18 protein-coding genes, 2 tRNA genes and 2 rRNA genes are annotated in these 24,254 nt (G+C 55.0%); 3 read left to right on the forward strand and 19 right to left on the reverse strand.

The features are described 5' to 3' along the window. Window positions 1-51: 51 nt before the first annotated feature. From HF679_RS17285 to pepQ, 8 genes are all read right to left on the reverse strand, one after another. Window positions 52-2,956 (reverse strand): 23S ribosomal RNA (locus HF679_RS17285). Window positions 2,957-3,161: 205 nt separating this feature from the next. Further along, a tRNA-Ala gene (locus tag HF679_RS17290) sits at window positions 3,162-3,237 on the reverse strand. Window positions 3,238-3,346: 109 nt separating this feature from the next. Beyond that, window positions 3,347-3,423 (reverse strand) — tRNA-Ile (locus tag HF679_RS17295). A 71-nt stretch (window positions 3,424-3,494) separates the two neighbouring features. Beyond that, window positions 3,495-5,034: ribosomal RNA gene (locus HF679_RS17300) — 16S ribosomal RNA — on the reverse strand. Together the 16S and 23S rRNA genes with 2 tRNA genes alongside form the textbook arrangement of a ribosomal RNA operon. Window positions 5,035-5,425: 391 nt before the next feature. After that, entirely contained in the window at window positions 5,426-5,959 is a 534-nt protein-coding gene (gene hemG, locus HF679_RS17305; protein WP_123758069.1) for a menaquinone-dependent protoporphyrinogen IX dehydrogenase, read from the reverse strand. 11 nt (window positions 5,960-5,970) lie between these two features. Next, complete coding sequence (gene trkH / locus HF679_RS17310) at window positions 5,971-7,422, reverse strand: Trk system potassium transporter TrkH (protein ID WP_123758070.1); 1,452 nt, start codon at window positions 7,420-7,422, stop codon at window positions 5,971-5,973. Between the two features lie 40 nt (window positions 7,423-7,462). After that, window positions 7,463-8,077 (reverse strand): IMPACT family protein, encoded by a 615-nt coding sequence (locus HF679_RS17315; protein WP_123758071.1) that lies wholly within the window; start codon window positions 8,075-8,077, stop codon window positions 7,463-7,465. Then, window positions 8,077-9,408, reverse strand: a complete 1,332-nt coding sequence (gene pepQ, locus HF679_RS17320; protein ID WP_123758072.1) for a Xaa-Pro dipeptidase — start codon at window positions 9,406-9,408, stop codon at window positions 8,077-8,079. Before pepQ ends, HF679_RS17315 begins: the two co-directional genes overlap by 1 nt. A 191-nt stretch (window positions 9,409-9,599) precedes the next feature. On the opposite strand from pepQ, the gene fadB reads away from it, so the two are divergent. Both fadB and fadA read left to right on the forward strand, forming a co-directional pair. Next, window positions 9,600-11,789 carry a fatty acid oxidation complex subunit alpha FadB gene (gene fadB, locus HF679_RS17325; protein WP_123758074.1) on the forward strand — a complete coding sequence of 730 codons (2,190 nt, stop codon included), beginning with the start codon at window positions 9,600-9,602 and terminating at the stop codon, window positions 11,787-11,789. A gap of 9 nt (window positions 11,790-11,798) precedes the next feature. Beyond that, window positions 11,799-12,962: an acetyl-CoA C-acyltransferase FadA gene (gene fadA / locus HF679_RS17330; RefSeq protein WP_123758075.1), complete on the forward strand. Its 1,164-nt coding sequence runs from the start codon at window positions 11,799-11,801 to the stop codon at window positions 12,960-12,962. A 223-nt stretch (window positions 12,963-13,185) separates the two neighbouring features. Here fadA and fre read toward each other — a convergent pair whose 3' ends face one another. Further along, window positions 13,186-13,887, reverse strand: a complete 702-nt coding sequence (fre, locus tag HF679_RS17335) for an NAD(P)H-flavin reductase (RefSeq protein WP_123758077.1) — start codon at window positions 13,885-13,887, stop codon at window positions 13,186-13,188. A gap of 55 nt (window positions 13,888-13,942) precedes the next feature. Then, on the reverse strand, window positions 13,943-15,412 hold the full coding sequence (gene ubiD, locus HF679_RS17340; RefSeq protein WP_154145229.1) for a 4-hydroxy-3-polyprenylbenzoate decarboxylase: 1,470 nt from the start codon (window positions 15,410-15,412) through the stop codon (window positions 13,943-13,945). Window positions 15,413-15,589: 177 nt separating this feature from the next. Between ubiD and rfaH the strand changes: the two genes are divergently transcribed. Further along, on the forward strand, window positions 15,590-16,078 hold the full coding sequence (gene rfaH, locus HF679_RS17345; RefSeq protein WP_154145228.1) for a transcription/translation regulatory transformer protein RfaH: 489 nt from the start codon (window positions 15,590-15,592) through the stop codon (window positions 16,076-16,078). Between the two features lie 8 nt (window positions 16,079-16,086). On the opposite strand, the gene tatD is transcribed toward rfaH, so the two are convergent. The 9 genes from tatD to udp all read right to left on the reverse strand — a co-directional run bounded on the left by tatD (window position 16,087) and on the right by udp (window position 24,044). Further along, window positions 16,087-16,881 carry a 3'-5' ssDNA/RNA exonuclease TatD gene (gene tatD, locus HF679_RS17350; protein WP_187042250.1) on the reverse strand — a complete coding sequence of 265 codons (795 nt, stop codon included), beginning with the start codon at window positions 16,879-16,881 and terminating at the stop codon, window positions 16,087-16,089. Between the two features lie 27 nt (window positions 16,882-16,908). Further along, complete coding sequence (tatC, locus tag HF679_RS17355; protein WP_123758081.1) at window positions 16,909-17,682, reverse strand: Sec-independent protein translocase subunit TatC; 774 nt, start codon at window positions 17,680-17,682, stop codon at window positions 16,909-16,911. A 2-nt stretch (window positions 17,683-17,684) separates the two neighbouring features. Continuing rightward, window positions 17,685-18,230, reverse strand: a complete 546-nt coding sequence (gene tatB, locus HF679_RS17360; protein ID WP_123758082.1) for a Sec-independent protein translocase protein TatB — start codon at window positions 18,228-18,230, stop codon at window positions 17,685-17,687. Between the two features lie 3 nt (window positions 18,231-18,233). Continuing rightward, on the reverse strand, window positions 18,234-18,485 hold the full coding sequence (gene tatA / locus HF679_RS17365; protein ID WP_123758083.1) for a Sec-independent protein translocase subunit TatA: 252 nt from the start codon (window positions 18,483-18,485) through the stop codon (window positions 18,234-18,236). Between the two features lie 131 nt (window positions 18,486-18,616). Next, window positions 18,617-20,257 (reverse strand): ubiquinone biosynthesis regulatory protein kinase UbiB, encoded by a 1,641-nt coding sequence (gene ubiB / locus HF679_RS17370; RefSeq protein ID WP_154145227.1) that lies wholly within the window; start codon window positions 20,255-20,257, stop codon window positions 18,617-18,619. Next, on the reverse strand, window positions 20,254-20,859 hold the full coding sequence (locus tag HF679_RS17375) for an SCP2 domain-containing protein (protein ID WP_123758085.1): 606 nt from the start codon (window positions 20,857-20,859) through the stop codon (window positions 20,254-20,256). Before HF679_RS17375 ends, ubiB begins: the two co-directional genes overlap by 4 nt. A 13-nt stretch (window positions 20,860-20,872) precedes the next feature. Further along, window positions 20,873-21,628, reverse strand: coding sequence for a bifunctional demethylmenaquinone methyltransferase/2-methoxy-6-polyprenyl-1,4-benzoquinol methylase UbiE (ubiE, locus tag HF679_RS17380; RefSeq protein ID WP_123758086.1), 756 nt, complete (start codon window positions 21,626-21,628; stop codon window positions 20,873-20,875). Window positions 21,629-21,694: 66 nt separating this feature from the next. Then, window positions 21,695-23,143: a DNA recombination protein RmuC gene (gene rmuC, locus HF679_RS17385; RefSeq protein ID WP_174510368.1), complete on the reverse strand. Its 1,449-nt coding sequence runs from the start codon at window positions 23,141-23,143 to the stop codon at window positions 21,695-21,697. A gap of 139 nt (window positions 23,144-23,282) precedes the next feature. Then, the gene (gene udp / locus HF679_RS17390) at window positions 23,283-24,044 is read right to left on the reverse strand and encodes a uridine phosphorylase (RefSeq protein WP_123758088.1); all 762 of its coding nucleotides are present in this window, start codon (window positions 24,042-24,044) and stop codon (window positions 23,283-23,285) included. Window positions 24,045-24,254: the final 210 nt, after the last annotated feature.

Consider the following 24,254-nt stretch of genomic DNA (forward strand, 5'->3'; position numbering starts at 1 on the left):
GTATCAGGCTGAAAATCTTCTCTCTAATCACCAAAACAGCTTTGGCGTTGTAAGGTTAAGCCTCACGGTTCATTAGTATCGGTTAGCTCAACGTATCGCTACGCTTACACACCCGACCTATCAACGTCGTAGTCTTCAACGTTCCTTCAGGACTCTCAAGGAGTCAGGGAGAACTCATCTCGGGGCAAGTTTCGTGCTTAGATGCTTTCAGCACTTATCTTTTCCGCATTTAGCTACCGGGCAATGCCATTGGCATGACAACCCGAACACCAGTGATGCGTCCACTCCGGTCCTCTCGTACTAGGAGCAGCCCCCCTCAATTCTCCAGCGCCCACGGCAGATAGGGACCGAACTGTCTCACGACGTTCTAAACCCAGCTCGCGTACCACTTTAAACGGCGAACAGCCGTACCCTTGGGACCTACTTCAGCCCCAGGATGTGATGAGCCGACATCGAGGTGCCAAACACCGCCGTCGATATGAACTCTTGGGCGGTATCAGCCTGTTATCCCCGGAGTACCTTTTATCCGTTGAGCGATGGCCCTTCCATTCAGAACCACCGGATCACTATGACCTGCTTTCGCACCTGCTCGCGCCGTCACGCTCGCAGTCAAGCTAGCTTATGCCATTGCACTAACCTCCTGATGTCCGACCAGGATTAGCTAACCTTCGTGCTCCTCCGTTACTCTTTGGGAGGAGACCGCCCCAGTCAAACTACCCACCAGACACTGTCCGCAACCCGGATTACGGGTCTACGTTAGAACATCAAACATTAAAGGGTGGTATTTCAAGGTTGGCTCCACGCAGACTGGCGTCCACGCTTCAAAGCCTCCCACCTATCCTACACATCAAGGCTCAATGTTCAGTGTCAAGCTATAGTAAAGGTTCACGGGGTCTTTCCGTCTTGCCGCGGGTACACTGCATCTTCACAGCGAGTTCAATTTCACTGAGTCTCGGGTGGAGACAGCCTGGCCATCATTACGCCATTCGTGCAGGTCGGAACTTACCCGACAAGGAATTTCGCTACCTTAGGACCGTTATAGTTACGGCCGCCGTTTACCGGGGCTTCGATCAAGAGCTTCTCCTTACGGATAACCCCATCAATTAACCTTCCGGCACCGGGCAGGCGTCACACCGTATACGTCCACTTTCGTGTTTGCACAGTGCTGTGTTTTTAATAAACAGTTGCAGCCAGCTGGTATCTTCGACTGATTTCAGCTCCACGAGCAAGTCGCTTCACTTACCATCAGCGTGCCTTCTCCCGAAGTTACGGCACCATTTTGCCTAGTTCCTTCACCCGAGTTCTCTCAAGCGCCTTGGTATTCTCTACCTGACCACCTGTGTCGGTTTGGGGTACGATTTGATGTTACCTGATGCTTAGAGGCTTTTCCTGGAAGCAGGGCATTTGTTACTTCAGCACCGTAGTGCCTCGTCATCACACCTCAGCGTTAACAGAAGTCCGGATTTACCTAAACTTCCCGCCTACATGCTTAAACCGGGACAACCGTCGCCCGGCTAACATAGCCTTCTCCGTCCCCCCTTCGCAGTAACACCGAGTACAGGAATATTAACCTGTTTCCCATCGACTACGCCTTTCGGCCTCGCCTTAGGGGTCGACTCACCCTGCCCCGATTAACGTTGGACAGGAACCCTTGGTCTTCCGGCGAGCGGGCTTTTCACCCGCTTTATCGTTACTTATGTCAGCATTCGCACTTCTGATACCTCCAGCAACCCTCACAGGCCACCTTCAACGGCTTACAGAACGCTCCCCTACCCAACAACACATAGTGTCGCTGCCGCAGCTTCGGTGCACAGTTTAGCCCCGTTACATCTTCCGCGCAGGCCGACTCGACCAGTGAGCTATTACGCTTTCTTTAAATGATGGCTGCTTCTAAGCCAACATCCTGGCTGTCTGTGCCTTCCCACATCGTTTCCCACTTAACTGTGACTTTGGGACCTTAGCTGGCGGTCTGGGTTGTTTCCCTCTTCACGACGGACGTTAGCACCCGCCGTGTGTCTCCCGTGATAACATTCTTCGGTATTCGTAGTTTGCATCGGGTTGGTAAGTCGGGATGACCCCCTAGCCGAAACAGTGCTCTACCCCCGAAGATGAGTTCACGAGGCGCTACCTAAATAGCTTTCGGGGAGAACCAGCTATCTCCCGGTTTGATTGGCCTTTCACCCCAGCCACAAGTCATCCGCTAATTTTTCAACATTAGTCGGTTCGGTCCTCCAGTTAGTGTTACCCAACCTTCAACCTGCCCATGGCTAGATCACCGGGTTTCGGGTCTATACCCTGCAACTTAACGCCCAGTTAAGACTCGGTTTCCCTGCGGCTCCCCTATACGGTTAACCTTGCTACAGAATATAAGTCGCTGACCCATTATACAAAAGGTACGCAGTCACCTAACAAGTAGGCTCCCACTGCTTGTACGTACACGGTTTCAGGTTCTTTTTCACTCCCCTCGCCGGGGTTCTTTTCGCCTTTCCCTCACGGTACTGGTTCACTATCGGTCAGTCAGGAGTATTTAGCCTTGGAGGATGGTCCCCCCATATTCAGACAGGATACCACGTGTCCCGCCCTACTCTTCGAGTTCACAACGTGTGCATTTTAGTGTACGGGGCTATCACCCTGTACCGCCGGACTTTCCAGACCGTTCCACTAACACACGCGCTGATTCAGACTCTGGGCTCCTCCCCGTTCGCTCGCCGCTACTGGGGGAATCTCGGTTGATTTCTTTTCCTCGGGGTACTTAGATGTTTCAGTTCCCCCGGTTCGCTTCGTTAAGCTATGTATTCACTTAACGATAGTGTGTCGAAACACACTGGGTTTCCCCATTCGGAAATCGCCGGTTATAACGGTTCATATCACCTTACCGACGCTTATCGCAGATTAGCACGTCCTTCATCGCCTCTGACTGCCAGGGCATCCACCGTGTACGCTTAGTCGCTTAACCTCACAACCCGAAGCTGTTTCGTAAAACAGTCCGCATTGCGAAAATTTGAGAGACTCGAACACACCATTTTTCCTTTCTTATTACGGAGAAAGGAAACAGTGTGTCGTTTCAATTTTCAGCTTGATCCAGATTTTTAAAGAGCAAAACTTCGCAGCATACCTTTTCAGGTACACTCTGAAGTTTTCTTGTTAATCGCAGTAAAGGATGGTGGAGCTATGCGGGATCGAACCGCAGACCTCCTGCGTGCAAGGCAGGCGCTCTCCCAGCTGAGCTATAACCCCATCGTAATTGCCATCTCTGTTTACCGTAATTCGATATCGGGCAAGGCGTGGTGACACGAAGCATACTGAAGTATGCGAGCGTCGCCATAACGCAGCACGGTAGCGAATTTGGTAGGCCTGAGTGGACTTGAACCACCGACCTCACCCTTATCAGGGGTGCGCTCTAACCACCTGAGCTACAAGCCTGCAGAGATGTTTTACTGCTTATTTTTCATCAGACAATCTGTGTGGACACTACAAAGGCAGGTTCTTTCAGGTAAGGAGGTGATCCAACCGCAGGTTCCCCTACGGTTACCTTGTTACGACTTCACCCCAGTCATGAATCACAAAGTGGTAAGCGCCCTCCCGAAGGTTAAGCTACCTACTTCTTTTGCAACCCACTCCCATGGTGTGACGGGCGGTGTGTACAAGGCCCGGGAACGTATTCACCGTAGCATTCTGATCTACGATTACTAGCGATTCCGACTTCATGGAGTCGAGTTGCAGACTCCAATCCGGACTACGACATACTTTATGAGGTCCGCTTGCTCTCGCGAGGTCGCTTCTCTTTGTATATGCCATTGTAGCACGTGTGTAGCCCTACTCGTAAGGGCCATGATGACTTGACGTCATCCCCACCTTCCTCCAGTTTATCACTGGCAGTCTCCTTTGAGTTCCCGGCCGAACCGCTGGCAACAAAGGATAAGGGTTGCGCTCGTTGCGGGACTTAACCCAACATTTCACAACACGAGCTGACGACAGCCATGCAGCACCTGTCTCAGAGTTCCCGAAGGCACCAAAGCATCTCTGCTAAGTTCTCTGGATGTCAAGAGTAGGTAAGGTTCTTCGCGTTGCATCGAATTAAACCACATGCTCCACCGCTTGTGCGGGCCCCCGTCAATTCATTTGAGTTTTAACCTTGCGGCCGTACTCCCCAGGCGGTCGACTTAACGCGTTAGCTCCGGAAGCCACTCCTCAAGGGAACAACCTCCAAGTCGACATCGTTTACAGCGTGGACTACCAGGGTATCTAATCCTGTTTGCTCCCCACGCTTTCGCACCTGAGCGTCAGTCTTTGTCCAGGGGGCCGCCTTCGCCACCGGTATTCCTCCAGATCTCTACGCATTTCACCGCTACACCTGGAATTCTACACCCCTCTACAAGACTCAAGCCTGCCAGTTTCAAATGCAGTTCCCAGGTTGAGCCCGGGGATTTCACATCTGACTTAACAGACCGCCTGCGTGCGCTTTACGCCCAGTAATTCCGATTAACGCTTGCACCCTCCGTATTACCGCGGCTGCTGGCACGGAGTTAGCCGGTGCTTCTTCTGCGAGTAACGTCAATCACTAAGGTTATTAACCTTAATGCCTTCCTCCTCGCTGAAAGTACTTTACAACCCGAAGGCCTTCTTCATACACGCGGCATGGCTGCATCAGGCTTGCGCCCATTGTGCAATATTCCCCACTGCTGCCTCCCGTAGGAGTCTGGACCGTGTCTCAGTTCCAGTGTGGCTGGTCATCCTCTCAGACCAGCTAGGGATCGTCGCCTAGGTGAGCCATTACCCCACCTACTAGCTAATCCCATCTGGGCACATCTGATGGCATGAGGCCCGAAGGTCCCCCACTTTGGTCTTGCGACGTTATGCGGTATTAGCTACCGTTTCCAGTAGTTATCCCCCTCCATCAGGCAGTTTCCCAGACATTACTCACCCGTCCGCCGCTCGTCACCCGAGAGCAAGCTCTCTGTGCTACCGCTCGACTTGCATGTGTTAGGCCTGCCGCCAGCGTTCAATCTGAGCCATGATCAAACTCTTCAATTTAAGTTTGATGCTCGTGAATTAAACTTCGTAATGAATTACGTATGTTCACTCAGAGACTTGGTATTCATTTTTCGTCCGAGGACGTTAAGAATCCATGTCACTTTGAGTGCCCACACAGATTGTCTGATAAATTGTTAAAGAGCAGTGCAACGCGGCTTTCGCTCACCGTTGCGAGGTCCCGTATAATACGTTTTCCTCATTCAGAGTCAAGCATTTGTTTTCGCTTTTCTCTGTCAGAATTTCCGGAGAAACCCTGCTGACCCGGCGGCTTGCTTGCCGTTGTTCCGTGTCAGTGGAGGCGCATTATAGGGAGTTCTGAGACGTTGACAAGCCCTGTTTTAAAAAAACTTTTCAACCGCTCAAATTCCCGCCATGACGCCGATTTTACGCGCTATTTGCGCGTCATTTGTGCGATTTCCCGCGCAAAATTGGCTACCTGCTTCCAGTCGGTATACACCACTTCTTTACTAGTATCCGTTTCACCGCCGGTCATCTTCATAATCAGGCGAATCATAAAGCGGTCGTACCAGCGATAACGCGGATAACGCAGCGCGCCGGCGAACACCGCGCTACGCTGCGGCTGCCACGGCGAGTTGAGCAGGAACTTGCGCGTATAGCTGTTCGTTTGTGGCGTGCGCTTCTCTGGTTTACGTGCCACCAGGTTCACCGAGAAAAATGCGCCGGGCCGTGCCTGCAACGACGAAAGGTGTTTCTTCACAAAGCGGTCCACCGCCGGATGAAAGTGCCCGTAGCGAATCGACGCGCCAATCACCACGCGATCGTAATGCTGCCATTCGACGTCCAGGGTACGGTTTAGATTAACCGTATCTGAATCAACGCCCAGCTCTTTCAGTTCAGACGCCAGAAAGGAGGCAATTTCGCGGGTCTGCCCGTCACGGGTGGAAAATAGAATCAACGTTTTCACAAGCACTCCTGTTATTCGCGCCAGAAAGTGGGGGTAAAGAGCACCAGTAAGGTGAACACTTCCAGACGACCAAACAGCATATTAGCAATCAAGATCCATTTCGCGACCGGGTTCATTGTCGCGAAGTTATCCGCTACCACGCCAAGCCCTGGTCCCAGGTTATTAAGCGTCGCCACGACCGAGGCAAAAGCAGAGAAGTCATCCACGCCGGTCGCGATGATAGCCAGCATACTGATAATAAAGACCAGCGCATAGGCGGAGAAGAATCCCCATACCGCTTCCAGAATACGTTCAGGTAGTGCACGGTTGCCTAACTTAATGCTGTATACCGCATTTGGGTGCACCAGCCGTTTAAGTTCGCGGTTCCCCTGTTTAAACAGCAGCAGGATACGAATCACTTTCAGACCGCCGCCCGTCGAACCGGCGCAGCCGCCGATAAATGCCGAGCACAATAACAGGACCGGAAGGAACAGCGGCCATCGGGCGATGCTATCGGTGGTAAAGCCCGCGGTGGTAGCCATCGACACCACCTGGAAAAAGGCCTGATTGACCGTGGTCAGTGCCGAGCTGTAGACGTCATGCAGCCAGAGCACCAGCGTGCAGATCACCACCAGCGTCAACTGGACGCCAATAAACATGCGGAATTCAGGGTCACGCCAGTACACCCTCAGGCTGCGTCCGCTCAGCAACGAAAAGTGCAGACCGTAGTTACAGCCGGAAATCAGCAGGAAAATCGCGATAATCGTGTTGATGGTCGGGCTGTTAAAATACCCCACGCTAGCATCATGAGTAGAAAAACCGCCGATCGCGATAGTCGCAAAGCTATGGCCGATGGCGTCAAATGCCGGCATCCCCGCAAACCATAACGCCAGCGCGCAGGCCACGGTTAACAGGACATAGATGAGCCACAGGGTTTTTGCCGTTTCGGCAATACGGGGACGCATTTTATTGTCTTTTAGCGGCCCGGGCATTTCTGCCCGATACAACTGCATTCCCCCGACGCCCAGTATCGGCAGTATCGCGACCGCCAGTACAATGATCCCCATACCGCCAAACCACTGCAGCATCTGGCGATAGAACAAAATAGCGTGAGGTAACGAATCCAGCCCCACCAGCGTGGTTGCCCCGGTGGTGGTCAGGCCTGAGAAGGATTCAAAGAACGCATCGGTGATGGTCAGGTTCGGCTGCTCGGCAAAAATAAACGGTAGCGCACCGACGCTGCCCAGCACGGTCCAGAAGAGCACAACGATCAGAAAACCTTCGCGGGATTTCAGCTCCCCCTTTTCACGGCGGTTCGGCCACCATAATAGAGAACCAATCGCCAGCGCGACAAAAAAGGTCTGGGTAAACGCCCGTCCCGCGCCATCGCGGTATATCAGGGCCACTAATCCCGGCAGGATCATGGTCCCCGAAAATAAAATGACCAGCAGTCCAACGATTCGGGTTATCGCGCGAAAATGCATCTCTGGCGCTTCCTTTGATATGCAAAAAATCAGGTGGGGATTATTCGTCAATCTTTAATAATTGCAACGAACCACGACTAAAATCAGCCAGTTTTGTCGAAAAAGAGGCCACTTCAGCTTGCGGAAGCGCCACTCTGAGCTGGACGAACGCCTGATATTCGCTTTCGACAATGCGTCCTGAGAACTGAGCCAACAGCGTTTCAATCCCGGCTAACTGCCCGTATTCACACTGCAAAGTATATGCGGTTAACGGCGTCTTGCGCTGAGTTGTTAGCTCAGCAAGCGCCTGATGCACGCCGCCACCGTAGGCTTTGACCAGACCACCGGTGCCCAACAAAATCCCGCCGTAGTAGCGCACCACCACGGCGGTTATTTCGCCAACGCCGCTGCCCATCAGCTGCGCCAGCATCGGCTTACCAGCCGTCCCCGCCGGTTCGCCATCGTCAGAGAACCCCAGCTGCTGCGAGTCATTGGGTGGCCCGGCCACCCACGCCACACAATGGTGACGGGCGTCCGGGTGCTCTGCCCTGACGGACTCCACAAAGGCTTTCGCCGCAACCACGCCGTCGGTATGTGCCAACAGCGTGATAAAGCGACTCTTTTTAATCTCTTCAACGAAGGTAACCGGCGCGGCCGGTATCAACCAGCTATCCATTACGCCAGTTTCAGGTCACGCGTCATATTTTCAACACTGTTTTCGTGAATGACGACGTTATCTTCAATACGGATCCCACCAAACGGCTTCAGCGCGTCAATTTTCTGCCAGTTGAAGTGTTTGCTGAACTGCCCTTCGCGCCACGGCGCCAGCAGAGATTCAATAAAGTAGATACCCGGCTCAATCGTCAGCACCATACGCGGCTGCAGAATGCGAGTGCAGCGCAGATACGGATACTTCGACGGCGCCGCCAGATGCGTGCCTGAATCATCCTGCATGAACCCCGCCACATCATGAACCTGTAAACCCAGCGGGTGACCAATGCCGTGCGGCATAAACGGCCCGGTGAGGTCGTTTTCCACCATCGCTTCTTCGCTCATGTTGGTGACGATCTGGTGCTTACGCAGCAGCTTCGCGATGCGCTGATGGAACTGGATATGGTAATCCACATAGCTGGTGCCCGCTTTCATGGTGCTAATCAGCGCCAGTTGCTCATCGTTGACGTCTTTAATCAGATGCGCATAGTCATTGTCGCTGTGCGCAGCCCAGGTGCGGGTCAGGTCGGCTGCGTAGCCGTTATATTCCGCCCCGGCATCCAGCAGGAAGCTGCGCGCATCTGCCGGTGCACGGTGATCCAGTTTGGTGTAGTGCAGCACGGAAGCATGTTCGTTCAGTGCCACGATATTGCTGTAAGGCACATCGGTATCGCGGTGGCCGGTAGCCGTCAGGTAGGCCTGGTTAATATCGAACTCGCTCATTCCTGAAAGGAAGGCTTCATGAGCGGCACGGTGGCCATTCACCGCCGATTTCTGCGCTTCGCGCATGCAGGCCAGTTCATAATCGGTTTTATAAGAGCGGTAGTAGTGCAGGTAATCGATCACCCCTTTCGGGTTGATATTTTCGGCGGCGATATCCAGACCCAGCGCCCGCTCCGGTACCGGCCCGATATAGCCGATGTTGCCGCGTGCTGCCGGCAGCTGGCTACCAATACCGTCCGCTTTCGGCAGCGCGATCACTTCAACTTCTTCCGTCCAGAAAGAGGTCGGCAGCGGTTCCACGTTATGCCAGTAATCCACCGGCAGATAGAACCACAATTTCGGCTTGTTGACGCCATCCACCAGCAGCCAGCAGTTTGGCACCTGGGTCACCGGTACCCAGGATTTAAATTGCGGGTTGACCTTAAAGGGATACGGATGATCGTCGAGGAAGACGTTGACCAGCTCACCAGAGTGAATCAGTAACGCATCGAGCTTAAAACGCGCTAAAGCATCACGGGTACGTTCTTGTAGGGTAACGATATGATTTTTATAGAGCGCGGCTAGTGATTCCATCTTTCATCCTTTGCTTTTATTGGATCGTGATGTTCCGCATCTTAGCACATTGGCCTCAGGCAGGGTGATTTCCGCCGGGTGTGATCAGACCAGCATTTATTTAAAGACTCATTTGCAATTCTTTAACATAAATCCCACACTCCGTTTCATCTGGTACGACCAGATCACATTGCTGGATTCAGGAGACTGACATGCTCTACAAAGGCGACAACCTATACCTCGACTGGCTGGAAGATGGCATTGCCGAACTGGTGTTCGATGCCCCCGGCTCGGTGAACAAGCTCGACACCGCAACCGTAGCCAGCCTCGGTGACGCGCTGGACGTGCTCGAAAAGCAAAAAGATCTCAAGGGGCTGCTGCTGCGTTCAGAAAAAGCGGCCTTTATCGTCGGTGCCGACATTACCGAATTCCTTTCCCTGTTCCTGGTACCACAGGAACAGCTCAGCCAGTGGCTGCATTTTGCCAACAGCGTCTTTAATCGCCTGGAAGATTTGCCGGTTCCCACGATTTCAGCGGTGAACGGCTATGCGCTGGGCGGCGGTTGCGAATGCGTTCTCGCGACGGACTATCGCCTGGCTACCCCGGATCTACGCATCGGCTTGCCGGAAACCAAACTGGGTATCATGCCGGGCTTCGGTGGTTCGGTGCGTCTTCCGCGCCTGCTCGGCGCCGATAGCGCGCTGGAAATTATCGCTGCCGGTAAAGATGTCAGCGCCGATCAGGCGTTGAAAATTGGCCTGGTGGATGGGGTTGTCAAACCGGAGAAACTGCGTGATGGCGCGATCGCCATTCTTCGTCAGGCCATCAACGGCGATCTGGACTGGAAAGCCAAACGTCAGCCGAAGCTGGAGCCGCTGAAACTCAGCAAGATTGAAGCCACCATGAGCTTCACCATCGCCAAAGGCATGGTTGCGCAGACCGCTGGCAAACACTATCCGGCACCGATAACGGCGGTAAAAACCATCGAAGCGGCCGCCCGTTTCGGCCGTGAAGAAGCGCTCAATCTGGAAAACCAAAGCTTTGTCCCGCTGGCGCACACCAAAGAAGCCCGGGCACTGGTGGGTATTTTCCTCAACGATCAGTACGTCAAAGCCAAAGCGAAGAAGCTGACCAAAGACGTTGAGACTCCGCAACAGGCCGCGGTACTGGGCGCCGGGATCATGGGGGGCGGGATTGCCTACCAGTCCGCCTGGAAAGGCGTGCCGGTGATCATGAAGGATATTAATGATAAATCACTGACGCTTGGGATGAACGAAGCCGCCAAACTGCTCAACAAGCAGCTTGAGCGCGGGAAAATTGACGGTCTGAAACTGGCAGGCGTGATCGGTACGATTCACCCTACCCTGGATTACACCGGTTTTGAACGCGTTGACGTCGTGGTGGAAGCCGTCGTCGAAAACCCGAAAGTGAAAAAGGCCGTGCTGGCGGAAACCGAAGAGAAAGTACGCCCGGATACGGTACTGGCTTCCAATACCTCAACGATTCCGATCGGTGAGCTGGCCAGCGTCCTGCAACGACCGGAAAACTTCTGCGGCATGCACTTCTTTAACCCGGTGCATCGCATGCCGCTGGTTGAAGTCATTCGCGGCGAGAAAACCTCGGATAAAACCATCGCCAAAGTGGTGGCATGGGCCAGCAAAATGGGCAAAACGCCGATTGTGGTCAATGACTGCCCCGGCTTCTTCGTCAACCGCGTGCTGTTCCCTTACTTCGCCGGCTTCAGCCAGCTCTTACGCGATGGCGCCGACTTCCGCAAAGTCGATAAGGTGATGGAGAAAGTGTTTGGCTGGCCGATGGGCCCGGCATACCTGCTGGACGTCGTTGGCATCGATACCGCACACCATGCGCAGGCCGTCATGGCTGCCGGTTTCCCGCAGCGCATGCAAAAAGATTACCGCGACGCCATTGATGCCCTGTTCGACGCCAGCCGCTTTGGTCAGAAAAATGGTCTCGGCTTCTGGCGCTATCAGGCAGACAGTAAAGGTAAGCCGAAGAAAGAAGAAGACCCGGCCGTTGATGCCCTGCTGGCCGATGTGAGCCAGGCAAAACGCGACTTCAGCGATGAAGAAATTATCGCCCGCATGATGATTCCGATGGTCAACGAAGTGGTGCGCTGTCTGGAAGAAGGCATCATTGCCAGCCCGGCCGAAGCGGATATGGCGCTGGTTTATGGCCTCGGCTTCCCGCCGTTCCACGGCGGCGCCTTCCGCTGGCTGGATACCCTCGGCAGCGCAAAATACCTCGATATGGCGCAGCAGTACCAGCAACTCGGTCCGTTGTATGACGTCCCGGAAGGTCTGCGTAATAAAGCGGGCCATAACGAACCCTACTATCCTCCGGTAGAACCAGCCCGCCCGGCGGGTGTTCTGAAAACGGCTTAAGGAGTCACAATGGAACAGGTTGTCATTGTTGATGCAGTTCGCACCCCGATGGGCCGTTCGAAGGGCGGCGCTTTTCGCCACGTGCGCGCGGAAGATCTCTCCGCGCACCTGATGCGTAGCCTGCTGTCGCGTAACCCGTCGCTGGATCCGTCCGCGATTGACGATATCTACTGGGGCTGCGTGCAACAAACGCTGGAGCAAGGTTTCAATATTGCGCGTAATGCCGCGCTCCTCGCCGAAATCCCGCACTCGGTACCGGCGACGACGGTCAACCGCCTGTGCGGATCATCGATGCAGGCGCTGCATGACGCCGCCAGAATGATCATGACCGGAGACGCCAGCGTCTGTCTGATTGGCGGAGTGGAACATATGGGCCACGTCCCGATGAGCCACGGCGTCGATTTTCACCCGGGGCTGAGCCGCAATGTCGCAAAAGCGGCCGGCATGATGGGATTGACCGCCGAAATGCTGGCGCGCCTGCACGGCATTAGCCGGGAAATGCAGGACCAGTTCGCCGCGCGCTCCCACGCCCGGGCATGGGCAGCCACGCAGTCCGGCGCATTCAAAGCGGAAATCATCCCGACGGGCGGCCATGATGCCGACGGCGTACTGAAGTCATTTAACTATGATGAAGTGATCCGCCCGGAAACCACCGTGGAAGCACTGTCGACGCTGAGACCAGCATTCGACCCGGTGACCGGTACCGTGACGGCAGGAACCTCATCGGCATTGTCGGACGGCGCTGCCGCCATGCTGTTAATGAGCGAAACCCGCGCCCGCGAACTGGGGCTGACACCTCGTGCACGTATTCGCGCCATGGCGGTGGTCGGCTGTGACCCTTCGATTATGGGCTACGGTCCGGTACCAGCCTCAAAACTGGCGCTGAAAAAAGCCGGGCTATCAGTGAACGATATCGACGTGTTTGAAATGAACGAAGCCTTCGCCGCACAGATCCTGCCGTGCATTAAAGATCTTGGGCTGATGGAGCAGATCGACGAGAAGATCAACCTCAACGGCGGCGCGATCGCTCTGGGTCATCCGCTGGGATGTTCCGGCGCGCGTATCAGCACGACCCTGATTAATCAGATGGAGCGGAAAGACGCCCAGTTTGGTCTGGCCACCATGTGTATCGGGCTGGGTCAGGGGATCGCGACGGTATTCGAACGGGTTTAATCGGGAAAATATCCCCTCACGCATTTGCGCTGTATTGCGGCGGCAACTGAGCACATCCCCGGAAGCATAGATAACTATGTGACCGGGGTATGCGAGGGCAGCCAACAAAGAGACAGCGTAAAGGCGGACGGGGAAGAGTTTAGTTGCCGTTTTTCCCGCCTGTCAGGGGCGGGTTTTTTATTTCTGTCATCCCTGGTCCTCTCCCCGAAGAGAGAGGAAGGCATCAGATAAAGGCAAACGCATCGCCGAACAGGCGATCTTCACGGGCGTTACGCTCATTGCAGAACAGCTCACGGGCAATTTTGGCCATCTCGAAGCGACCGGCAATATAGATATCATGCTCCGCCAGCGTACCGTAATCCTGCAGTACCGCGGTCAACACGGTGCCGGAACGGCCGCGCCAGTCTTCTTCCGGCTGTTCAACCACCGGCTCCACCCGCAGACCCGGATGTTCCACGCTCAGCGCTTCCAGTTCCGCCAGATCGTAGAGGTGCTTCGCTTCGCGGCCACCCCAGTAAACAGCGATGTCCCGCTGAGGATTCTGCGCCAGCGCCGTCAGCAGAATAGAACGCACATAGGAGAACCCGGTGCCCCCGGCAATGAGAATCAGCGGACGATCTTCGTCTTCGCGCAGCCAGGCCTCACCATGCGGGATATCAACCTCAATTTCACGCTCTTTCAGAATGCGATCCATCACCGCCATCGCATACAGGTTGAGCTCAGAAGCGCCGATATGCAGTTCAATACATTCCTGTTCCGACGGTGTGGAAGCCATAGAGAACGGGCGCTTATCGCGCTCATCCATTACCACCATCAAATACTGACCAGCGCGGAAAGAAAATGCCGCTTCCGGCACTAATCGAACGCGATATACGGTATCGGTAATCGCCTCCACCGAGGTCACTTTACAGCTTAAGGTTGTCATGCGTCCCCTCTGTCGGGTCTATAGAGCAAAACAGCGGCGTTAGCCCCGCTTACTATTATTTAAAGATAGCCAGCTCATCCCAGATGGCGTCGATGCGTGCCGTCACCTCAGGATCTTTCTTGATTGGACGACCCCATTCACGCTGGGTTTCGCCAGGCCATTTATTTGTGGCATCCAGCCCCATTTTTGAACCCAGACCGGAAACCGGCGAGGCAAAATCCAGATAATCGATTGGCGTATTTTCTACCAGTACCGTATCACGAGCTGGGTCCATACGGGTAGTAATCGCCCAGATCACATCGTTCCAGTCGCGTGCATTAACGTCATCATCGCAGACGATCACGAACTTAGTGTACATAAACTGGCGTAAAAACGACCACACGCCCATCATTACGCGTTTCGCGTGACCGGCGTACTGTTTTTTCATCGTGACCACGGCCAGGCGATAAGAACAGCCTTCCGGCGGCAGATAAAAATCGACAATTTCCGGGAACTGCTTTTGCAGAATCGGCACGAACACTTCATTCAGCGCCACGCCCAGCACCGCAGGTTCATCCGGCGGACGGCCGGTGTAGGTGGAGTGGTAAATGGCGTCTTCGCGCTGGGTAATATGCGTCACGGTAAAGACCGGGAAGCTGTCCACTTCGTTGTAGTAGCCGGTATGGTCGCCATACGGCCCTTCCGGCGCCAGTTCACCCGGTTCGATATAGCCTTCGAGCACAATTTCCGCGCTGGCGGGCACTTCAAGATCGTTAGAAATGCACTTCACCACTTCGGTTTTCGTGCCGCGTAGCAGACCGGCAAAGGCATATTCTGAAAGGGTATCAGGAACCGGCGTCACCGCGCCCAGAATCGTTGCCGGATCGGCGCCCAGCGCCACGGAGACCGGGAAACGCTCGCCTGGATGAGCCGCGCACCACTCCTGGAAGTCCAGCGCGCCGCCGCGATGCGAAAGCCAGCGCATGATCAGCTTATTCTTGCCAATCAGCTGCTGGCGATAGATCCCGAGGTTCTGCCGCTCTTTGTGCGGACCGCGAGTGACCGTCAGTCCCCAGGTGATCAGCGGCGCGGCATCTTCCGGCCAGCAGGTCATGATCGGGATGCGCGTCAGATCGACGTTGTCGCCTTCAATGATTTTTTGTTGGCAGGGGGCGCCGCGCAGACGTTTCGTCGGCATATTCAACACCTGCTTAAACTGCGGCAGCTTATCGAACAGATCGCGAAAGCCTTTCGGGGGTTCGGGCTCTTTCAGGAAGGCCAGTAACTTACCCACTTCCCGCAGCGAGCTGACATCTTCCTGCCCCATCCCCATGGCGACGCGACGCGGCGTGCCAAACAGATTACACAGGACCGGCATGGTGTAGCCTTTGGGATTTTCAAACAGCAGGGCCGGGCCGCCGGCACGTAAAGTACGATCGGCAATTTCGGTGATCTCAAGATGCGGATCGACCGGCAGGGAGATTCTTTTAAGTTCGCCCTGCTGCTCCAGTAATGTCAGAAAGTCGCGTAGATCATGGTATTTCATGGAGTTGTTATTGACCTCTATACAGGCGGCTGATTATACGGTGTTCGCCGGTGCCATGCTGTACTTTTGTTAAAGTAGCGTGAAAGAATATGGAATTTTTAATTTCACGGGTATTGGCTTTCGCGATCGCTCCAGGCTTTTGTTATGCTTGCTGCTAATAGAGTGGAAAGAGTTATTATGCAAGCTTGGTATTTACTGTATTGCAAACGTGGGCAGCTCCAGCGGGCCCAGGAACATCTCGAGCGACAGGCTGTGAATTGCCTGATGCCGACGATCGCGCTGGAAAAAATCGTCCGAGGTAAACGCACTACAGTCAGTGAACCTTTGTTCCCCAACTATCTGTTCGTCGAGTTCGATCCCGAAATTATCCACACCACGACCATCAGTGCCACCCGTGGCGTGAACAGTTTCGTACGCTTTGGCGCCCAGCCGGCTATGGTGCCGTCCGCCGTCATTCATCAGCTGTCGATCTACAAGCCGGAAGGTATCACCGACCCGGAGACACCGCATCAGGGCGATGCCGTACTGATTACCGACGGCGCGTTTGAAGGCCTGCAGGCCATCTTCACCGAACCGGACGGCGAAGCGCGTTCGATGTTGCTCCTGAATCTGCTTAACAAGCAGGTTCTGCAAAGCGTCAAAAACACCGACTTCCATAAAGTCTGACTGCCACGTTAAAAGCGGATGCCAAAAAGCGTTCTGACATTGGTATCCGTTATCTCTTCCAGCCGCTGTGCCTCCTCACCACGCCATCCCGCAATACTTGCCAGAATATGTGGCAGGTGAGCGGGTTCGTTACGGCGGGAGGCCGGTTTCGGGCTCAGATCACGAGGCAGTAAATACGGGGCATCCGTTTCAATCAGTAGCCGTTCTGCCGGGATGTCCGGTAGCAGGTTACGCAGCTCAAGCCCGCGTCGTTCATCACACACCCAGCCGGTGATCCCGATATACAGGCCGTGGTCCACACACGCCTGCATTTCGTCACGGGTTCCGGTGAAGCAGTGCAGCACCGCGCCTGGCAGCTTGTCCAGCCATGGGGTCAGTAGCGTCAGAAAGCGTTCGTGGGCATCGCGGCAGTGTAAAAACACCGGCATCGCCAGCTCTGCGGCCAGCGCCAGCTGTGCGCTGAAGGCGGCTTCCTGCTCCTGAGGCGTTGAAAAGTTGCGGTTAAAATCCAGGCCGCATTCGCCGACGGCGACCACTTCCGGCTGGCGCGCCAGCTGAAATACCGCCTCCGCCACCGATGCCGTCCAGCTGCTGCTGTCATGCGGATGGACGCCTGCCGTTGACCAGCAATGGCCATAGCCAAGCGCCATTTCCCGGGCCTGTTCGCTTTCGTGCAGGTTAGTCCCGGTAATCAACATACCCGTCACGCCTGCGGCCTGAGCGCGGGCTACCACCTCATCGCGATCGCGTGAAAACTGTGAACTGGTCAGATTGACGCCGATATCAAACATCGCTACTCCCATATGACAACCGCCCTGACGGGCGGTTGATTACTCTTCTTTGCTCCCCGCCTCTTCTGCGGCGGCATCCTCGTCACGCGTCATGCGTTTCCCGGTATAGAACCGGGCAAAAAAGACCCCGACCTCAAACAGGCAGTACATCGGAATCGCCAGCAAGGTTTGCGAGAAGACATCCGGCGGCGTCAACAGCATGCCGACGACAAAGGCCCCCACCAGAACGTACGGGCGCTTCTTCCGCAGGTCTTCCGGCGTAGTGACCCCGACCCAGCACAGCAGGACAATCGCCACCGGCACTTCAAACGACACGCCAAAGGCGATAAACAGCGCCATGACAAAATCGAGATAGCTGCGGATATCGGTAGAAACCTGTACCCCTTCCGGCGCCGCGTGCGTCAGGAAGCCAAACGCCAGCGGGAAAACGACAAAATAGGCAAACGCCATGCCGATATAGAACAGCAGCGTACTGGAAACCAGCAGCGGCATCACCAGTCGGCGTTCATGCTTATACAGTGCTGGCGCAACAAAAGCCCAGACCTGATAAAGAATGACCGGCACAGACAGAATCACCGAAACCATAAAGGTCAATTTGATCGGTGTAAAAAACGGAGACGCCACGTCGGTCGCGATCATTGTCGCGCCCACCGGCATCTGTCGAATCAGCGGAGCCGAGACCAGTTGATAGATATCGTTGGCGAAGTAAACCAACGCCAGAAAAATCACCAGAATCGCGACGATGCTATTGATCAGGCGCTTGCGCAGCTCAATCAAATGCGAGATTAGCGGTTGAGTATCTTCTACGCCCATGGTTACGATTTATCACTTGATGCAGGAGTGGAGTCGGAAGCGGTTACCGCCACTTTTTCTTTAGCGGCGGCCGGGAGAGGTTCAGCTGGCGCCGCGGCGTGCGCATCGGCAACGGGCTCTTCCGGTGCATGTACAGGTGCACTGGCCTGGTGCTCAGCCGTGGCTGGCGTAATGTCCTGGCGCTGTGCTTCACTCCCCTTCACCACCGGGTTATGGATCGTGTGTGCTTCGTCGCTGGTTTTCTCAGGGTCGTGAGCGGTATAGGAGCGCTTCATGGATTCCGCGGCTTCACGCAGCTCATCCATGGATGCTTTCAGCTCCGGCGTCAGGTTATCCAGGCTCGCCTTTTCGACTTTCTTCAGGCTATCCTGGAACTCCTGCAGTTTTAGTTCCTGAGTTATCTCATTTTGCACGGTAGCCGCCAGAGACCGTAGCGTACGAATCCAGCTGGCCACCGTTTTTACCGCGACGGGTAGCCGCTGAGGCCCCAGTACAATGAGGCCAATAACGAACACCAGCAGCAGTTCACTAAAACCGATATCGAACACGAATTACACCTGCTCTTTGTCGTGGCGTTTTGCTTCGTCTTTTTTCGCATCATCCGGCTTATCGGCGATGGATTTCGCCGCGAAATCTGCATCCGGCTCGGATTTTTCAGGCTTATCTTCATCGCTCATGGCTTTTTTAAAGCCTTTAATCGATGCACCTAAATCCGACCCCAGCGAGCTCAGCTTTTTCGTCCCGAAAAGCAGAACCACAATGACGACAACAATTAACAACTGCCAAATACTGATACCACCCATACACATTCCCCTATGACAGATGATGAAGAATTAGCACGCATTATACACGTCAACCCGCGGGCCGCCTCAGTGTCAGGCCACTCGCATGACTCCATGCCACAACGCATGCGCGATAAAAAAGACAATACCTGTCAGCGCGTTTTCCGCCAGCCAATCAACCACGAGACGACGCCTGCGGCCATCAGCCAGCCCGGCATCATGCCCCATTCCGGGCGATGGATGAACAGCAGCGTACCACTCAGTAACAGAACCGCACCTATACCAAACAGATATCGGGACTGTCCCTGGCGCACATGTCGCACCTGGAAGTCGCGCACGATGGTATCCACGCTGGTCTGCAACTGTCGGCTCTGCTGCAACGTCTGATACACCAGCTCAGGGATTTCCGGCATTCTTTCAATCCAGAACGGCGCTTTTTCTTTAAACGCACGCACCAGTGCCGGAATGCCAACCTGATCTTTAATCCACGACTCAAGGAAAGGTTTCGCCGTTTTCCATAAGTCTAACTGAGGATAGAGCTGGCGGCCTAACCCTTCTACGTAAAGTAATGTTTTCTGCAACAACACCAGCTGCGGCTGGACTTCCATATTGAAGCGCCGGGCGGTGTTAAACAGGTTCAGCAGAACATGGCCAAACGAAATTTCCGCCAGCGGCTTTTCGAAGATGGGTTCGCAAACCGTACGGATGGCAAACTCAAACTCTTCCACGTTGGTGTCCGGTGGAACCCAGCCTGAATCGACGTGCAGCTCGGCCACTTTGCGGTAATCGCGGTTGAAAAAGGCGATAAAGTTTTCCGCCAGATAGCGTTTATCTTCTTTGTTCAACGAGCCCACAATGCCGCAGTCAATCCCGATGTACTGTGGGTTCTCCGGGTGGTCGTAGCTGACGAAAATATTGCCCGGATGCATGTCCGCATGGAAGAAGCTGTCACGGAAGACCTGGGTGAAAAAGACCTGCACGCCACGCTCGGCCAGCAGCTGCATGTTGGTGCCCTGTGCGTTCAGCGCGTCAATGTCAGAGACCGGGATCCCGTAAATCCGCTCCATCACCATCATGTTTTCGCTGCAGTAATCGGAGTAGACCTCCGGTACATAGAGCATCGGGCTGTCTTCAAAGTTGCGCCGTAGCTGAATCGCGTTTGCCGATTCACGCAACAGGTTGAGTTCATCCAGCAGCGTTTTTTCGTATTCGCGAACCACTTCCTGCGGGCGCAGACGGCGGCCGTCGGGTAACAGCCGTGGCACCCAGCGCGCCAGGCGGTAGATAAGCTTCATGTCCGCTTTGATCACCGGCACGATGTCCGGGCGGATCACCTTGATAACGACCTCTTTGCCGTTAGCTTTCAGGCGTGCGGTATGCACCTGCGCAATCGAGGCTGACGCCAGTGGTTCAATCGAGAAATCATCAAACCATGCATCGACGGGCAGACCGCCCATCGCCTGCTCAATCTGCTGCTTAGCCAGTTGGCCATCAAACGGCACCACACGATCCTGCAACAACGCAAGCTGATCGGCAATCTGCGGCGGAAACATGTCGCGGCGGGTGGAGAGCATCTGACCGAACTTGATCCACACCGGCCCCAGCTCCTGTAGCGCCAGGCGTAAACGTTCACCGAGTGGTTTGTCTTTATGGCGGTTCGGCATCCAGAACAGCGTCCGCCGCCAGAGGCGTAGCGGGAGCGTAATACGCATTTTGGGAATGAGCTCATCAAGCCCGTAACTCAAAAAGGTGCGGATGATAAGATACAGGCGCCGTAATTCTCCTGGCGTCATTTGCCCTCCAGCGTTTCCAGCCGTTTTTCCAAAGCAGCAAGGGTGCGTTCTACCGCGGCCGTCTCTTCACCAAACCACGCCATTTCCAGCGGTCCCGGTGCCAGACGCCACTCTTCGGTCAACGCCTCAGCGACATAGCGCTGCTGGCGTTGCGCGCCGTGTAACAGAAAGCGTGCCCCGGAACGAAACAGTTTACTGAAACCTTCCGCGACGATATCGCCGGTATAGGGTGCCAGCAGTTCCGCGGGGTCGAACTCTGCCAGGTCGCATAATGCCACCATGTTCTGCACCACCTGCAGGTCGCCCTGCACTTCCAGGTCACCGCTGCGGATAAGTGCGGTCAGCTGTTGGCGATTCCGCAGCTGCGGCAACACGCTGAGACGGGTCATCACCGTACAGTCGGCATCGCCTTCCCAGGCCCCCAGTACGTCGATCTGGCGTTCACTGAAAACCAGCACGACCGGCGTCGACAGCTCTTTGAGCTCAACGCGCAGCACTTTCCCCAACAGGCGCTGACGAGCAGGTTTTAACGCTTTGTCCCGCCAGAGAAAAGTATTGAGGGTGGTTTCAATGCCGGCGGTGACCAGCGGTGTGAAAGGCATAGGCTCCCTCCTGTCAGAACTTATAGCCGCGGTGCAGCGCAACGATACCCGCCGTCAGGTTGTAGTAGTCAACGCTTTCAAAACCGGCGTCCTGCATCATGGATTTCAGGGTGTCCTGATTCGGATGCATTCGGATAGATTCGGCCAGGTAGCGGTAGCTTTCACCATCTTTCGCGACCAGTTCCCCTACGCGCGGCAGCACATGGAAGGAGTAGGCATCATAGGCTTTGCTGAGCGGCTCAATGACCGGCTTCGAGAATTCCAGCACCAGCAGGCGTCCGCCCGGCTTCAGCACGCGATACATGGAACGCAGCGCTTTGTCTTTATCCGTGACGTTACGTAAACCGAACGAAATTGTGATGCAGTCAAAGGTGTTATCGGCAAACGGCAGCGCTTCTGCGTTCGCCTGAACGTACTCTACGTTGCCGACGATACCGATATTACGCAGCTTTTCGCGGCCCATTTTTAACATTGAGTCGTTGATATCGGCCAGCATAACGCGACCCGTTTCACCCACCAGACGGGAGAACTTCGCCGTCAGGTCACCGGTGCCACCCGCCAGATCCAGTACAGTCTGACCACGGCGCACGCCGCTGCAATCAATGGTGAAACGCTTCCACAAGCGATGAATACCGAACGACATCAGATCATTCATAACATCATATTTCGCGGCCACAGAATGGAATACATGTGCCACCATGTCCGCCTTCTGCTCTTTGGCTACCGTCTGAAAACCAAAGTGCGTCGTTTCTTGTGAATCCTCAACCATCTCAATGCCTGCTTATCAAGAAAATGTTCGTCGAGTGTAACAGATTCAGCGCATTTCCCATACGCTTCAACGTGGCGTAGAGGGCTCCGCAGACATCTTCTGGTGGGCCGGATCGGACATAAATTCGTTATCTTCCAGCGCGTTTTCGTCCTCTTCAGAACGATATTCATCATCCTGGGCGGTCGCCTGTTCAACTAAATCAGGATTAATCTCGCGCTTGACCTCCACGCCCAGTTCACGGAAGGACTCGGCCTGCACCAGCAGGTTGCCGCGCCCGGAGGCCAGCTTTTTCATCGCCTGGCGATAGTTATCCTGCGCTTTGTCGAGGCTCTGTCCGATGGCCGACATATCGTCGACGAACAGCCGCATTTTGTCGTACAGACGCCCTGCACGCTCGGCGATTTTCTGTGCATTACGGCTCTGGTGTTCATAGCGCCAGAGGTTGGCAATCGTGCGCAGCGCCACCAGCAGCGTGGTCGGGCTGACCAGCATGATGTTGTGCTTCAGCGCTTCGGTGATCAGTTCAGGTTGGCGGTCTATCGCCAGCAGGAATGCCGGCTCAACGGGGATAAACATCAGGACATAGTCGAGCGAACGCAGGCCAGGCAGCTGTTGATAGTCTTTGCGCCCCAGCAAACGAATATGGTTACGCACCGAGGCGATATGTTCCTGCAGCGCCGCCTCGCGGGTGTAGTCATCTTCGGCGTTAAAATAGCGTTCATAGGCGACGAGGGTCATTTTTGCATCAACGACCACGTCTTTCCCCTGCGGCAGACGGACGATCACATCGGGCTGCATGCGCGAACGACCTTCCGTTTCGATGCTCACCTGGGTCTGGTACTCGTAACCCTCGCGCAGCCCGGATGCCTCCAGCACGCGGGTTAACACCACTTCGCCCCAGTTGCCCTGGGTTTTGTTATCCCCTTTGAGCGCCCGGGTCAGGTTCAGCGCCTCCTGAGCCATCTGGGCATTCAGCTGCTGCAGGTTGCGAATTTCATGCGCCAGGGTATGCCGCTCGCGCGCCTCCTGACCAAAACTATCCTGCACCTGGCGGCGGAAACCGTCCAGCTGTTCACGTAACGGCGTCAGCAGGCCGTGCAGGCTCTGCCGGTTCTGTTCATCCACGCGGCGGTTGCTGTGTTCAAAAATGCGGTTTGCCAGGTTTTCAAACTGCTCGCTCAGGCGCTGCTCGCTGTTGACCATCTGGCGGATTTTATCTTCCGCGTGCATGCGGGTGGATTCAAGACGAGTGGTGACCTCGCGGAGGTCGGCCTCCAGCGAGGTGTTGATTTCACGCAGGCTGCGCAGCTCGTTGTTCAGCAGCTCGCATTCATCGCGCCAGTGGGCCTCCTGTACCAGTTGCTGGCGCGCGGCGCTGAGCTCAATATCCAGCTCACGACGCTCTTCGATCAGATCGGCACGGATTTGGTCGGCTCTGGCTTTGGTCGCCAGCCATCCAGCAACCAGCCCGACGGCCAGCGCCACGATGGCACTTATCATAATCGAGATATCCACAACGCCCCCTGCGGCAACGGCTTACGGCACAAAAATAGAATTGTGCTGTACAAACGTCCAGTTGAAAAGGAATTTCCTGCGAGGCGCTGCGCAAAAAAGAAAGGCCGGAAGATCCGGCCTGGCATGAATAGAGGGGAAACTACAGCAGGCGGCGAGCCGCTTCCACCACGATTTTTACCGCGTGGCTTTCTGTTTTCTTCATGGTTTCAGCATTCGGAATTTCCTGCTGGGTACGGTTCACGATAACCCCGGCCACCATCCCGGCGCGCAGGCCCTGGCTGGCGCACATGGTCAGCAGCGTCGCTGATTCCATTTCGTAGTTCATCACGCCCATTGACTGCCACTCTTCCATCGAGCCTTTGAAGCGGTTAACGACGCGACCTGAGAAGGTGTCGTAACGCTCCTGGCCTGGGTAGAAAGTATCAGACGATGCGGTTACGCCAATATGCGTGGTCGCGCCGATCGATTTCGCCGCTTCAACCAGCGCAGTGGTGCACGCAAAGTCAGCTACTGCCGGATATTCCATGGGTGCAAAGTGCAGGCTCGCGCCGTCAAGGCGCACGGATGCGGTGGTCACCAGCACGTCGCCGACATTGATGTGCGGCTGGATTGCGCCGGTGGTGCCGATACGCAGGAAAGTACGAACCCCCAGTTGAGCCAGTTCTTCAACGGCGATGGAGGTGGACGGGCCACCGATACCGGTGGAGCACACGATAACCGGCTTGCCATCGAGCTCGGCACGCCAGGAGGTAAATTCGCGATGAGATGCCAGCTTAACCGGCTTATCCATCAGCGCGGCGATCTTTTCCACACGCTCCGGATCGCCAGGGACGATAGCCAGCGTAGCCCCTTGTAAATCGTTTTTGGTGAGGCCGAGATGAAAAACATCAGACTTAGACATAAAAAACTCCTCTGTGGGTCGAATTATCAGCAGAAGCAAAACGGTACTTTACAGAAGCTATCCGCATAGTTTTGTGATGCTAATCACTACAGATGAAAATCATTGCAATGATTTTCCATTAAAAAGTGATAAACATCACATTAACAAGTTATATTCACCGAGCCTGAACAAAAGATAGTCTGTTTGAGGCAGTGTGGTTCGTTAACGTCC

Origin of the sequence: Enterobacter sp. JUb54 (genome assembly GCF_014298075.1) — a bacterium.
GTDB lineage: Bacteria > Pseudomonadota > Gammaproteobacteria > Enterobacterales > Enterobacteriaceae > Klebsiella > Klebsiella lignicola.